7 protein-coding genes are annotated in these 13,935 nt (G+C 48.3%); 4 read left to right on the forward strand and 3 right to left on the reverse strand.

The features are described 5' to 3' along the window. The first annotated feature begins 1 nt into the window (after position 1). A complete protein-coding gene (gene mutM / locus ACTZWV_RS18505) occupies positions 2-811 on the forward strand; it encodes a bifunctional DNA-formamidopyrimidine glycosylase/DNA-(apurinic or apyrimidinic site) lyase (RefSeq protein ID WP_444787966.1) in 810 nt (269 codons plus the stop codon). On the opposite strand, the gene ACTZWV_RS18510 is transcribed toward mutM, so the two are convergent. From ACTZWV_RS18510 to ACTZWV_RS18520, 3 genes are all read right to left on the reverse strand, one after another. Then, positions 808-2,427, reverse strand: a complete 1,620-nt coding sequence (locus ACTZWV_RS18510) for a BamA/TamA family outer membrane protein (protein WP_444787967.1) — start codon at positions 2,425-2,427, stop codon at positions 808-810. The two genes, mutM and ACTZWV_RS18510, sit on opposite strands and share 4 nt — an antisense overlap. A 90-nt stretch (positions 2,428-2,517) precedes the next feature. Beyond that, entirely contained in the window at positions 2,518-3,348 is an 831-nt protein-coding gene (locus tag ACTZWV_RS18515; protein WP_444787968.1) for a mechanosensitive ion channel family protein, read from the reverse strand. Between the two features lie 12 nt (positions 3,349-3,360). Continuing rightward, a complete protein-coding gene (locus ACTZWV_RS18520) occupies positions 3,361-4,164 on the reverse strand; it encodes a DUF432 domain-containing protein (protein ID WP_444787969.1) in 804 nt (267 codons plus the stop codon). Between the two features lie 314 nt (positions 4,165-4,478). On the opposite strand from ACTZWV_RS18520, the gene mgtE reads away from it, so the two are divergent. From mgtE to ACTZWV_RS18535, 3 genes are all read left to right on the forward strand, one after another. Beyond that, complete coding sequence (gene mgtE / locus ACTZWV_RS18525) at positions 4,479-5,822, forward strand: magnesium transporter (RefSeq protein WP_444787970.1); 1,344 nt, start codon at positions 4,479-4,481, stop codon at positions 5,820-5,822. A 219-nt stretch (positions 5,823-6,041) separates the two neighbouring features. After that, positions 6,042-13,259 (forward strand): FG-GAP-like repeat-containing protein, encoded by a 7,218-nt coding sequence (locus tag ACTZWV_RS18530; RefSeq protein WP_444787971.1) that lies wholly within the window; start codon positions 6,042-6,044, stop codon positions 13,257-13,259. A gap of 1 nt (position 13,260) precedes the next feature. Next, the gene (locus ACTZWV_RS18535) at positions 13,261-13,710 is read left to right on the forward strand and encodes a hypothetical protein (RefSeq protein ID WP_444787972.1); all 450 of its coding nucleotides are present in this window, start codon (positions 13,261-13,263) and stop codon (positions 13,708-13,710) included. Positions 13,711-13,935 lie beyond the last annotated feature (225 nt).

The following is a 13,935-nucleotide window of genomic DNA, read 5'->3' on the forward strand; positions in this document are numbered from 1 at the left end:
AGTGCCGGAATTACCTGAAGTAGAAGTGTCGCGCCAGGGCATCAGCCCTTATCTGGAAAACCAACAGTTAGTCAAAGTGGTAGCACGCCAACGCCAACTGCGTTGGTGGGTGCCGGATGAGGTACTGGCGCAGCTGAACCAGCCCATTTTGTCGGTGACCCGCCGCGCTAAATATTTGCTTGTTCAGCTGCCACAGGGCGACATCATTTTACACCTTGGCATGTCGGGCCATTTAAAAGTGCTGGCGGCTGATACGCCGGCGACTAAGCATGATCACATTGATTTGCTGCTGGACAGCGGCATGCTGCTTAGGTTAAACGATACCCGCCGTTTTGGTGCGGTATTGTGGCAGCAAAAAGGCGAAGTACACCCGTTGTTGGCCAGCTTGGGGCCGGAGCCACTGAGTGATAATTTTAACCTGGCGCATTTAACGGCTGCCTTTGCCAAACGCGGCAGTGCGGCAAAGCTGGTGCTGATGGATAACCATGTGGTGGTGGGCGTAGGTAATATTTACGCCAACGAGGCGTTGTTTAAAGCCGGCATCTTGCCGTCAAAGCCCGCCAAAGCGGTAACCCCGCAGCAGTTAGCAAAACTGTTGCCGGTGATCAAAGACACCCTGGCCGCTGCGATTAAACAGGGCGGCACCACCTTAAAAGACTTTAGCCAGGCCGATGGTAAGCCCGGCTATTTTGCTCAGCAGTTACTGGTGTATGGCCGGGGCGGCCAGCCCTGCTTAACCTGTGGCACGCTGTTAAGTGAAATCCGCCTTGGTCAGCGCAGTACCGTGTTTTGTACGCAGTGCCAGAGTTAAAACCGCTTTTTCGCAGTAATCCGCCATTGCCATTTGTCCAGTTCGGGATTACTGCTAAAAGGATGCGTTAAATCGATATGGATCATGGTACCGCGGCTGGAATGCGACGACAGCAAGCGTACGCCGCCACCGACACCAAACAGCACACCATCATCGATATTGCTGTTAAAACCCTGTTCGGCACCCCAGCTACGGCCGGCATCGGCAAAACCGGCAAAACCGACATCCAATAACTGCAATATCGACCAGTCGGTAAAGTAGCGGTACTCTGCGGTGGCAACAATACGGCTGTCACCACGCTGATAATACAGTGGGAAGGCGCGCAAACCGGTATCACCGCCTAAATACAGCGCCTTATCCTGAAACAGCTGGCGACCAAACTCCGCATTCACTATGCCTACAGCACTGCTGTTATTATTCAGCTGATACACCAGTTGCAACTGGTTGCTGAATAAGTGCTGATTAATACCGCTGAGCCACAGTGCTTGATAGCGGCTGTTGCCCAACAGAAAAGTGCTGTTGTTGAGTTGCCACACTTTCGCCAGTTCCGTATCCAGTTGCCAGCCGGCGTCGTCAGCACCCAGCCAGGACTGCAGACGTCCCAACCGCAGCCGTGCCTGCCAGCCAAGATTAATGTCTTCCACACGGTTAAACTGATTAATATTAAACAACTTACGATAATCGCTGACCAGTAGTTGATACTCCAGCCAGACGGCAGACAAATTGCGATCCGGTGGTAAGTCATAGGCTGTCAGTTCGCTTTGTTGAAAGTTGGTATCGTTCAGGGTAAAGCCGATATTCAGCCGGTGAATATGGTTAGCCTGCTGCGCAATTTTAAAACCGACATAAGTTTCAAACCAGTGTAATTTGCGATCGTACTGGTTAACCTCGTCACCCAGCAAATAATCACTGATTTCCTCTTTGTTTTTCTCCATGTCCAAACTGAAGGCCCAGGGCGATGACAAACGGTAAAACGGCCGCGTCAGGGTAAAGTGGTAGCTTTCACCGTCGGAGTTATCAGCATAGCGGGTAAGGGCATTCCAATGGGTACCAAAGATATTCGGTGAGGCAAAACTCAGCAGGTAACCGCTACGTTCACTGTCTTTGGCATAATCCAGTTGCAGCTGGTTGCCGCTACCGAGCAGGTTGTCATCAGCAATACCAATGGAGTAATCGGTTTCACCACCTTCACTGCTGAAATCTATCTTAGGCAGCAGCGACCAGTTATCCCAGGTTTCTACCAGCACATTAACGCTGTTGCTTTGCGGGCAGTATTGGCTAACCGACACTGCAGCATCGCGGATATAAGCGCGGTTACGCAGTAAACGTTCCGTTTCTTCCAGCTCTTGCAGGTTCAGCGCTGCACCTTGCAGAAACAGTAAGTCATCCTGCACTGTCGGTTCTTTGGTAATAATATGGCTGTAATTGGCGAAACGGTGCAGCCAAAACGTGCCTTTTTCTGTCAGGTCGAACACATTGTTACGCCGGTAACTGATGCTGCCGATAGTGACATCGCCCGGCAGGTCCGCCTGCTGCTGCGGGCTGATGTCAGTACAAACTGCCTGTGCGGCGCAGGAAAAAAGCAAGGTAAATAAGCAGCTTAGACTGCGTAACATAAATCTGCCCTCCTGGCCGACAACAGCTTGTTATTTGTAACACTGATGTGATCAGTTAACGTTATTTCGCCCAACATAGCAAGTGCGCTACTATTTTTGCGCCGGGGCTGTAGCGCTGCTGTCCGGCTGCTGTGCCAAGTGCACAGTACGCTGCGGAAACGGAATTTCAATGCCGGCCAGATCAAATGCCTGCTTTATTTCCTCCTGCAAACTGTTGCGCAGATCACGGAAATTTTCTCGCTTACTCCAAACGGAGAATTGAATATTCAGCGATGAATCACCAAAGCCGAGAAACAAAAACATTGGTACCGGTTCATCCAAACACAACGGGTTGTTGTCAGCAACCTGCAACATCAGCTGGCGTACCTGTGCAATGTTTTCTTTATAAGCCACGCCCAGCAACAAATCAAAGCGGCGGATAGGAAAACGGGTCAGGTTAGTCATTTCGCTTTTAATCAGGCTTTCGTTTGGAATGCGCACATAGAGGTTGTCGAAAGTACGCAGCTTTACCGACAATAAATCTATCGATAACACTTCACCTGTGGTGTTACCCACTTTAATGGTGTCGCCCAGTTGAAACGGCTGCTCGCCAATTAAAAACAAGCCGCTAATCAGGTTAGATGCCGAGGTTTGTGAAGCAAACCCCAGCGCCACTGACAATACTCCGGCTGCGCCAAGCAATACGCTAAGCGAAAAACCCAGTTGTTTCAGTGCTGAGGCAATAAATAACGCCAACAGCAACCAGTACACCAGGCGTTTAAACAGCACGATATGATGTTGTGAAAAGTTATTGCTGCAAAAGCGGCTAACCGCACGTGATGTAGCGCCGGCGACGACAAAACCGGCCAGCAGCAAGATAACAGCTTTGAGAATATGGCCGGCTTGTTCCGATTGCAGCCAGTGCAGCAGTGATGCAGTCATATTGCCTCCAGGTTAATCAGTAAAAATATGGGTAAAGGCACGGATCAGGCTGTGTTTTTCCGGCACGGCACGGGCGCTGCTGATCAAGTTAACGCCGCTGGCATCATGCGCCGACAAGGTGCCGGTTTTAAAGCGGGCCAGATTGTGCGGGCCTTCATGTAGCAAGGTAATAGGGTCGGTCCATAAATTGCCGTCATCTGCGCTGTACACGGCCAAATAGGGCACCGGAATACTGATTTTACTCAGAGACAGTATTTGCCTGGCGTTATTTTGGATCATCACCGGGGTAATGGCACGGTGTGGCCGCAGCGGCAGCTCGTGTTTATTGTAGCGGGCATGGGTTTTGTCGGCATAGCATAACTCGCCGGCTTGGGTGGTGGGGCCAAACCAGGTGTCGGATAAACGCATAATGGCAATTTCCTGCAGCAAATGCTCCGGTTGCTGTAGTGACACCCTAACGCTTACCGGTGAGCTGATATATAAGGTGGTTTGCTCACCTGGTGGTATATGCACCGGCTGCAGTGTTTTCACCACGACCGGGCGGTCCATTAGTACCGGCGTCAGGCAAAATGCGGCCGGGCTTTGACGAAAAATATAACGCTCGGCTGTTAATTGTGGCGGCATACACAGTGCTGCCGTGCTGCTGAATAACTCGCGCTCCGGCGAGACGTTAACGCGCTCGTGTGCCAGCAACCATTGCTGTTGTTGCCGTTTAAAATACAGGCTTAGTGTGCCGATGTTGATGTTGCGGCAGCTGTCAATGTCCAGTTCAACCGGCAGCCACCAGGCGTTAGCGGCGGTGTGTTTCGGGGCCATAGTGTTCGCTCAATCACAATACTGCCGCAATCTTAGCAAGAAGGTGGCGTAAGTCCTATGCACGTTTTGTTGATATTCAGTGGATATTCACTACTATGCCTTATAAAATAACGCTAAATTTTGCTTATTCAGCAATATGTTAATTCAGTACCATCTTTATTCAGTAAAACAGAGCGAGTACCCGTATGGACGTGCCCGGTATGGATATACCCGGTAGCAGGCGTAGCCTGACAACTGATACCCCCGATAAGAATTCTGCTTGGTAAGCTGCGCGAATAGCTGCCCTTACTAAGCCTGTTTAGTAAGAGGTTGCTATGGAATTACCTGTGTTGATCAGCACGCTACGCACCGCGCTGGAATCAAATACGGTGCCTTTGTTGCGTGAGCAACTGGACGATGTACACCCGGCCGATTTAGCCTCTGCGCTGGTCGAATTTGCGCCGCAAGATTTATGGACCCTGCTCACCGTATTTCCACGGGCGGAACAAGCTGAAGTATTCGGTTATTTACCGGCAGAACAGCAGGTAAAGCTATCCATCAGCATCAGCCGGCGCAAGCTGGCGCCTATTATCCGCCAGATGTCATCAGATGAACGTGCCGACTTATTTAACCGCCTTGATGATGAGCAGCGCGAAACCCTGCTGCCGGCGCTGGCGCAAGCCGAGCGTGAAGATTTACTGCGGCTGACGTCACACAAAGAAGGCACCGCCGGTGCCATTATGACCTCAGACTATGCCATCCTCGCAGCCGAGCTGACAGTAACGCAGGCGCTGGATTCTTTGCGCCGTGAAGCGCCGGATAAAGAAACCATATACTCGGCTTATGTCGTAGATGCTGCGCGCAAGCTTATCGGTGTAGTGTCATTGCGGGATCTGATTCTGGCACCGCTGCAAATGGCGCTGGAAGAGCTGATTAACCACGATCCTATTTATGCCGCAGTAGATATGCCACAGGAGGAAGTAGCGGCTCTTATAGCCAAGTACGACTTACTGGCCCTGCCGATTATAAACAGTGAGCATCAAATGGTGGGCATTGTTACCTACGATGATGCGATGGACGTGGCAGCCGCCGAGGCCACTGAAGATTTCCACAAAACCGCCACCATCGGTAAGCTTGAAACCAGCGTTAAAGACGCCGGTATCGGACTCTTGTATCGCAAACGGGTGTTTTGGTTGGTTATCTTGGTATTTGGCAATATCTTCTCCGGCGCCGGCATCGCTTATTTTGAAGGTACCATTTCCAGCCACATTGCTTTGTTATTCTTTCTGCCGCTGTTAATCGGCAGCAGCGGTAATGCCGGCGCCCAGGCAGGTACCCTGATGGTGCGGGCATTGGCTACCGGCGACATTAAACTGCGCGACTGGGGCTATTTACTGGGTAAAGAATGCCTGGTAGCCGGCTTGCTGGGTTTAACTATGGCAGCAGCTGTGGTGGGTTTAGGCTGGTGGCGCGGTGGTTATGATATTGCCGTGGTAGTGGCATTAACCATGATGCTGGTCGTTATGGCCGGCAGTTTAATTGGTTTATCACTGCCGTTCTTACTCAGCCGCTTTAAACTCGACCCAGCCACCGCCAGTGGCCCATTGATTACTTCAATAGCCGACGTCGCCGGCGTGGTGTTGTATTTCTCCATCGCCAGTTGGTATTTGGCGCTTTAATGTTATTTCTTCTCTGTTGAACCACAGGTTATTGTTAGTGGCTTGTGGTTTACTCCGCTTTTTTATAACGCATAGTTAATATTTTTTGTTGCAAAAATAACCAACAACAGTAAAATCTGCAATCTTTTGTTATTTGTAACGATATTGTATTCAGGTTTTTCTTCTGAAAAGCAATAACACTGCCAGATAAAAATAAAACCGGCTTTAAAAGGATTGCCCATGCTTGCTGTAATTCGTTGTTTATTGTTAACCGTATTGATACTGACGGGCTTTGCTGTAAAAGCTGATAGCGGTGGCTACAAGGTTTACACCGATTATGCCGGTAATATTTATCTCGAAGCACCTAAAAAGTTTATTCTGATCCACGGTGAAGTATCAGTGCCGCTGGCTCTTACCCCTGTTAACGGTTATCTGGCACTCACGCAAGGTTCCAATGGTTGGGTTATCAATCAACTGACAGAAGCACAGTGGCGGGCATTACAGTTAAGTGAAGGACACTCTGCGGTTAAGCAGATAGAGTTTGCTGACTTCGACGGAGATGGTGCTAACGAACTGAGGCTCCGCTTTCACGAGGCAAATCAGCCATTACTTACGCTGTCAAATCTTGACGGTGAAGTATCTGTTTCTGCCGTAGGTGGTGGTGCTTATGATCCAATAGAGCCGCCTGCAGGTTCAATCGTTGCAGGTAGCATGGTTGGGCTAACCGCCGGCGAATTCAGAGTTGATGAATCCGGAGCTGCAACCTACCAAATTCCACTATCTTTACCGGCAGGTATTGCCGGCGTTCAACCTCAATTGGCATTTAGCTATAACAGCTCAGGTGGAGATGGTTACATGGGCGCCGGTTGGAATATTTCCGGTGCATCTGCCATTAGCCGTTGCCCGAAAAATATCGCCACAGACAATGTACAGGGTAATGTGTCTTTTACCGCCTCGGATCGGCTGTGTCTGGATGGCCAGCGGCTGATAACTAATAGCAGGGAAAATGATATAGGTGTTGCCGATACCACTTACTGGAACAACAGCACTGTATTACACACTGAAATTGACAGCTTTAACACAGTGCGCAGGCACGGCTCATCTGCACAAGGTCCTTTAGCCTTGACAGTCGAGACAAAGTCAGGGGAGATCCATTACTACGGCGATGTATCTGCGGTTAGTGGTAACGATACAATGGGCAATGCACTGGCAATAAGCTTGCGCAATGCGTCCGGTGGAGCAGAAACAGGCGCTGACGCCTTTTTTGACACAGCCAGTGGCTCCGGCAAAGCCAGATTATGGGCTTTAAAGGCGATCAAAGATACTAAAGGCAATTATATTGTCTACAAGTACCAAAAAGACCTTAACAAAGGCGAGCACTACTTAAGCGAAGTGCATTATACCGGCCGGGTCGCCGGCACAGCGCCTTTTGCCCGCGTGCAGCTAAACTATGCCGCTAACCCGAAACGAGCGTCGGGCTGGCAGGCCGGAGCGCGCGTGATGATGTCAAAGCTGTTGTCCAGCGTGTCGGTATATCTCGATGGAGCGGCAGATGCCAATGTTGTGCGGCATTACCAGCTAAATTATGTGTCATCCAATGTGCTGGAAGAAAAGAACCACCTTGTTTCCATACAAGAATGTGCAGATAAAGCGCTGCAGCAATGTTTACCGGCAACGCAATTTGGCTGGCAAAAACCTGCTGCAAAAACCACCAGCTATCAAACCCGTTGTGAAACCGAACCTGGCGCGCCACAATTCTGTTGGCAGGAGCCTGTTACTGAAAACTATGTACCCTTTTCGACAACGTCTGAGCAGAAAGGCAGTTCTTATGATCGCTACAACCAGCAGTTCATTGACATCAATGGGGACGGTTATGTTGATATGCTGTACGTACGTTCCAATCAATGGAAACTGCGGTTAGGTGGTGGGCATGTTACTTACGAACAGCGCTGTCAAAATATTCCGGGTGAGCCGACGTTCTGTTGGCAGGAGCCGGTAACCAATAATTATGTCAGCGAAATAGGCTTAACCAATGTCGGTATAAGTAAAAGGCAATATGCTCAATCTATTGATTATAACGGTAACGGTCAACGCGATTTATTAGTCGCTGATTCAGCAACCAGCAACTGGCACATTATTGCCTATACCCCGTCAACAACTACCGGTACTTACTGTGAGCCGGAGCCTGATGGGCGGCGCTTATGTGAAACCTACGACATTCAGCTCAATCACACCGTAATTAATACCAACCGGCAGGCTTATGGCCTGGAAGGTGGTGCTTTTATTGCCGATATTGATGGCGATGGCTTGGAAGATATTGTTTATATCCGCGACGGCCGCTTTCGTTGGTATCAGAATTTAGGCCGGGTTGTAAGCGGCAGTCCTTTTGCAGGTGAAGAAGACTTAGGCGCTGTTGGTGAGAGTTTAGGAGGTATGTATCCTGACCGTTATACCGCTGATATGAAATCCGCATCAATGTTGGATATCAATGGCGATGGTAAGACGGATCTGATTGTAAAAGTCAGCCAAACCGTGTGGGAGCCAGATCCGGGGTCAGGTTGCCAGATCGAGATACAATCAGAACCGGTTTACAGCACGCAAAGTACCCTGGCCAGCCCAATGTCAGCTTGTGGTAGCTGGGTAACCACAACCTCCGTTAAGCTGTTTACCTCTACCGGTAGCAGTTTGGTTGAAAAGCAAAATTTGGGCAATATTGTTGATATCCGGGCTGTTGATCTGAATGGCGATGGTTACACCGACATTATGTACCGTAGCAATACGCGTTGGTATTATCGTCTGTCTGATGGTGCCAAGCTGCTGGCTGCCCGCTTGTCGGGGTTACCAGCTGTGGTAAATAATTTGGTCGGACTGAACTATTTTATTGATATCAACGGTGATGGCAGAACCGACGTATTGTTGCCAACCAGCAGCAATAATTGGGCTATATATTTATCGCGACCAACGGATACCACTGAACAAGTCATATTTGAACAGCGCGGTAGCCGTGCCTTTGACAGTAATGCGGCTATTCAGTTTGCCGATGTTAATGCTGACGGCAAACTCGATCTGCTTACCGCAACCAATGACAGCGGCTGGAAAATCTACCACAGCCTGAGGCCGCACATTAATGAGTATGCCATTAATAAAATTACTAATGGTTGGGGTGTAGTTACTGACATTGAATACAAAAACATCACCAACAAATCGGTGTACTTTCGTGATGCATCCGGTAACAACACAAGCAGTGATTTTTTCTCGCCACGGGCGGGTATGTACGTGGTGTCAAAGGTTAGCTCAGAAGTTAACTCCGCTAAAAAAGTCAGCGTCAGTTACCAGTACGGCGGCCTGTTGTTGCATAAAAAAGGCCGTGGCATGCTGGGTTTTGAAGTACTGCGCACTAAAGATCAACAAACAGGGGTAACTACAGAAACGGTATATAACCAGTTGTGGCCCTATACCGGTATCCCTAAAACCACTACCCAGGTAATCAATGTCGCAGGCACAGAGCATGTACTGTCGTTTGCGAAAAACAACGTCGCCAGAAAGGCCACCAATCAGGGCGGAGTCTTTGCTTATATCAGCAGCAGCGAAGAGCACAGCTACCAACTGGGCAGCAATAATCAGCACTATGCGCTAAGTAAAACCAGCAGCAGCTTTAACTATGACAGCTATGGCAACTTACTCAGTAATACGGTAGTGCAAAGCGATGCCAATAATGCCAGCCAAAAGTTAACCACCACTACCGTTAATACTTATGGCAGCACGGTTACAGAGCAACGTTACGGCCGGCTGGCAACCACTAAAGTAACAAAAACGCAGGGCAGTAGCAGTACTGTGCGGGACAGCAAGTTTGAATATTATGACCGTAGCGGCGGCTTACTGCTGAAAAAGGAGATCTTAGCGCCAACCCTGGCGGCTTATCGCGTTACAACTGAATATCACTATGATGCTGCCGGCAATATCAGCCGTAAAGCGGTTACTGCCGGTACCAATGCTGCTGGCAGCGTAACTGCAACGCGCAACAGCGACAGCGTTTACGATGCGCGTTTGCGTTATCTGAAAGAAAGCATTAATCACCTGGGGTATAAAACCACCTATACTTATAACGGCCTTAGCGCAGATGCGGTAACAGGCCGTATTAATTACGTTAATACGGTAGATAGCAATAATCAAACCAGCCGGCAATATGTAAATGCGTTAGGGCAAAGCTACCGCAGTTATATTAAAGGCCACAGCAGCAGCGATCCGGTAATTAACAGTTATACCGAGCGGCATTATTGCACGCAGTTATCTGGCGGTTGCGGTGTCAGTGGCGCGTACGCCCGTATCCGGCAGTACGCCGATGGCGGCGGTGAACAGCTGCAGTTTTTGGATAAATACGGCCGTGATATTGAAAGCAGAAGCAAGCTGCTGACAGGAAGCTGGTCGGTTAGCCGCACCACTTATGATGCGCAAGGCCGGGCGGAATATAGTTACGAACCGGGTATTGGTGCTGCTGCAACAATTGCCAGCCGGGTAGAATACGATGCATTGGGACGTGCCTACAAAACCCATTTAGCCAGTGGTGGTGTTAGTGAGGTAAGTTATCGTGGCTTCTTAACTGTAACCACTGATCCTGAGGGCAAAAAGCAGCAGACGCTGAGCAATTACCTCGGCCAGACACAGCAGGTGAAAGATCATTTAAACAATATTCTGGATTATGCCTACGACGCCTTTGGCAACCTTGAAACTGTGCATGCAGAGGACATTGCCGGTACACGGCGTTTACGTACGCAAAACTACTATGACACCTATGGCCGTAAGTACCGCATGAAAGATCAGGACAAAGGCAGCTGGAATTATAGTTACAACGCCTTTGGTGAATTGTTAAGCCAAACGGATGCGAAAAGTCAGATTACCTCCTTTGACTATGACAGCATCGGCCGCATGACACGCCGCTATGATCCTTCCGGCACCAGTTGTTGGGATTACGGCAATAGCTCGGCCAGTTATAATCGTGGCCAATTAACCCGGGTGCGCAGCTTTGGCACTAACCAGCAATGTACTGCCACTGCAACGCCAGACTATGAAGAGGTGTACAGCTACAATAGTCGGGCGTTGCCATCAGGTAAGCTTACCCGTGCTGCCGGCAGCAGTTTTAGTGTTAGCAGCAGTTACGACAGCTTTAACCGCCTGCACTTGCTTACCTACCCCAGCTGGACATTGAGCCCGGCAGACGATCTGGTAATTAAGCACGAGTACCAAAATGGCGGCCTGGTTAAATTAACCGATAACAAATCTAACCGCGTGTATCAGCATATTCAGGCAGTAAATGCGCGTGGCCAGGCAACCAAGGTGGTCTATGCCAACGGCGTAACCGAAGATCGCAGTTTTTACAACGCCAGTGGTTGGTTAGATACTTTAACCGTGAAACGCGGCAGTACCCATATACACAACATGGACTACAACTATGACTATGTGGGCAATGTCACGCAGCGCCAGCTGGACTTTGGCAGTGTAGGTAGTAAAGCCGGCTTTACCGAAGTATTTGGTTATGACAATTTACACCGCGTTACCTCGCGCACTATCAGCGCGGTAATCGGCAGCACCGGCTATAACAGCCTGCCGGGCGCGCTTAAAATGAACGAAACCTACCGTTTCGACCATTTTGGCAATATGACCTTTAAAACCGGTGTGGGTAACTACTGCTACGACAACAACATAACTAACCGTCTACTGGCAGTAGGTACCACTACAAGTTGCACCGGTACAGGAGCATATACTTTTGGCTACGACGGCAATGGCAATGTTAACAACGACGGCAAACGCAGCTTTAGCTATACCGCCTTTGATAAACCGGGCCGGGTAACCCAGGGCGCAGACAGAACCGACTTTGCCTACGGGCCTAACCGCGAACTGTATCGCCGTATTGATGTGCGCGATAACAAAACCACCGATACCCTATACATAGGCGGTTTATACGAGCGGGTAAGCTTGCCCACAGCGGTAACCGAGCATAAGTTTTATGTCGGTAATGCGGTAATTACCAAGCGCAGCAATAACGCCCACGACGAATATTACCTGCACAAAGACGGCCAGGGCTCGACCACCAGCATCACCAATGCCGCGGGTTCCTTGCTGCAACAGTTTATCTACGACCCCTGGGGCAAGCAGTACAGCGTAAGCAGCAACAGTGTGTTTAGCACTTACTCTAACCCGGGCGACAGCAAAGGTTATACCGGCCATAAAATGATTAACGACTTTGAGGTTATTCATATGGGCGGCCGTACCTACAACCCGATACTCGGCCGCTTTATGCAGGCAGATCCCTTTATTCAAGCGCCATCTAACTTGCAGAACTATAACCGCTATAGCTATGTGCTAAATAACCCGATGAGCTATACCGACCCGAGTGGGTATTTTTCGCTGAAAAGTGCTTATAAATCATTAAGTAAGTTAGATGGTCGTTATTACTCACATAAGAATGTATTTTCGCGCAACCAATATTTGAATATGGCGCACCAAATAGGACTTAGTTTTATTCCGGGTTTTGGTATGCTTGCTGGGGCGCATTCAACCTTTGACGGTGTGTATTTTGCGACAGGGAATTTCCGCGCGGCAATGAGAGCTGGCGCAACTCAGTTTGCTTCAAGTTATGCATTTAAATCGATAGGAGAATCCTTTAGCGAGGCCGGGATGTCGAATCTGGGCGACATTGCAGACAACGGGCTAAATTTTGATGGGTATTACAACTTTGGTGGTAATTACCTGACCGCAGGCCAAATAGCAGGCCAGATAGGTGCACATGCGGTAGTTGGCGGCGTTGCCGCCAGTCTCCAAGGTGGTAAGTTTGGTCATGGTTTCTTTAGTGCAGGTGTAACTAAAGGTGCTGGTGGGGCATTTTTGCCGGGTGGTTCAAACTTATCTGGCGGACAGGTTGCTTATGGCACCGTTGTTTCCGCTGTAATAGGGGGTACAGCCTCAGAAATTTCCGGCGGTAAGTTTATCAATGGCGCCCAAACAGCGGCGTTTCAGTATTTGTTTAATCAGATAGGCAGATCGGCAATAACTAAAGTGACCAAGCAGGTTTCTCGTAGAGCTTCAATTGATGGAAGAGTTGTTACTAGTGAAAGAGAACTTGGTGATCCAAAGTGGGTTGGAATCCAAGCTGCTGGGCCGCTTATAGATAAACTAGCTAAAAACCATCTTACTTTAGCTGTTAACTTAGAAGTTTTAGTTCAAGAGCATGGTATATACGAGCTTGTTGAAATCTTTGATGTTGAATATACATATAAAGTCACTCAAGAAGGCATTTACAACTACAGTTCCGAAATTATTAACATTGGGCCAGAAATTCCAACTGGTAATACTGATTGGATATTTACAGGTCTGTCTACAGGTTTTACTCCGATTGATATTAGAGGCTGCATATTTTCTTGTGAAGGATATGGTGCTGGAGTTTTCGGAAATGGTGGATAAAATGAAAATTAGAAATCAACTGCTTGCATTATTAACATTAGTTTTCACTACTTTTGTATTTGTAAAAGGAACTAACTTCCTTGCTTTAGGATATATAAATGCAGATGCTGAGTATAAGCAGATTTATGAATCAAAGTTTGAGAAAGGCCATTTAACTGGAGAAGAATTAAGAGAGTTAAAAAGGCTTGAACAAGATTACTTGAAAAATACAAAAAATAGAGCTGAACGAAATAATAAGTTTTTTGGAATGTTGTTTTTAGGGATGTTTATTTGTTTCTGTCTTAGCTTTTATTTTAGTAGGGCTGATCTGTTAGAGGGCAATTCATTTGTTATTTTGATAGTATTTGTAGCGTCAGCTGCTATAGCAAGTAGTTTATGGCAAAGTGCTTTTTGGGCAATGTTTTTTTATACTGGTTTATGGCTTAGTAAATTTATAAGTAAACCCGAATAAATATAATAAATGGGGTCAGATCAACATTAAATAGGCAGTGCCTATAATAAATGGGGTCAGATCAACATAGAATAAATGGGGTCAGATCAACATTAAATAGGCAGTGCCGAGATTGCATTTAATGCTGATTGGATTCATCGGGCCGAAGATATGGGCTTTCTGTAATAAATGGGGTCAGATCCTGAGGTATCCCCACAAAATTATCAGCTAAAACAAAAAGATGAA

The sequence above is a fragment of the Rheinheimera sp. NSM genome (assembly GCF_052380015.1).
Taxonomy (GTDB): Bacteria; Pseudomonadota; Gammaproteobacteria; order Enterobacterales; family Alteromonadaceae; genus Alishewanella.

Excerpts from the sequence above, each read along its gene's own strand:
- ACTZWV_RS18510 (WP_444787967.1), bottom strand. The coding sequence starts at position 2,427 with ATGTTACGCAGTCTAAGCTGCTTATTTACCTTGCTTTTTTCCTGCGCC.
- ACTZWV_RS18515 (WP_444787968.1), bottom strand. The coding sequence starts at position 3,348 with ATGACTGCATCACTGCTGCACTGGCTGCAATCGGAACAAGCCGGCCAT.
- ACTZWV_RS18520 (WP_444787969.1), bottom strand. The coding sequence starts at position 4,164 with ATGGCCCCGAAACACACCGCCGCTAACGCCTGGTGGCTGCCGGTTGAA.
- mgtE (WP_444787970.1), top strand. The coding sequence starts at position 4,479 with ATGGAATTACCTGTGTTGATCAGCACGCTACGCACCGCGCTGGAATCA.
- ACTZWV_RS18530 (WP_444787971.1), top strand. The coding sequence starts at position 6,042 with ATGCTTGCTGTAATTCGTTGTTTATTGTTAACCGTATTGATACTGACG.
- ACTZWV_RS18535 (WP_444787972.1), top strand. The coding sequence starts at position 13,261 with ATGAAAATTAGAAATCAACTGCTTGCATTATTAACATTAGTTTTCACT.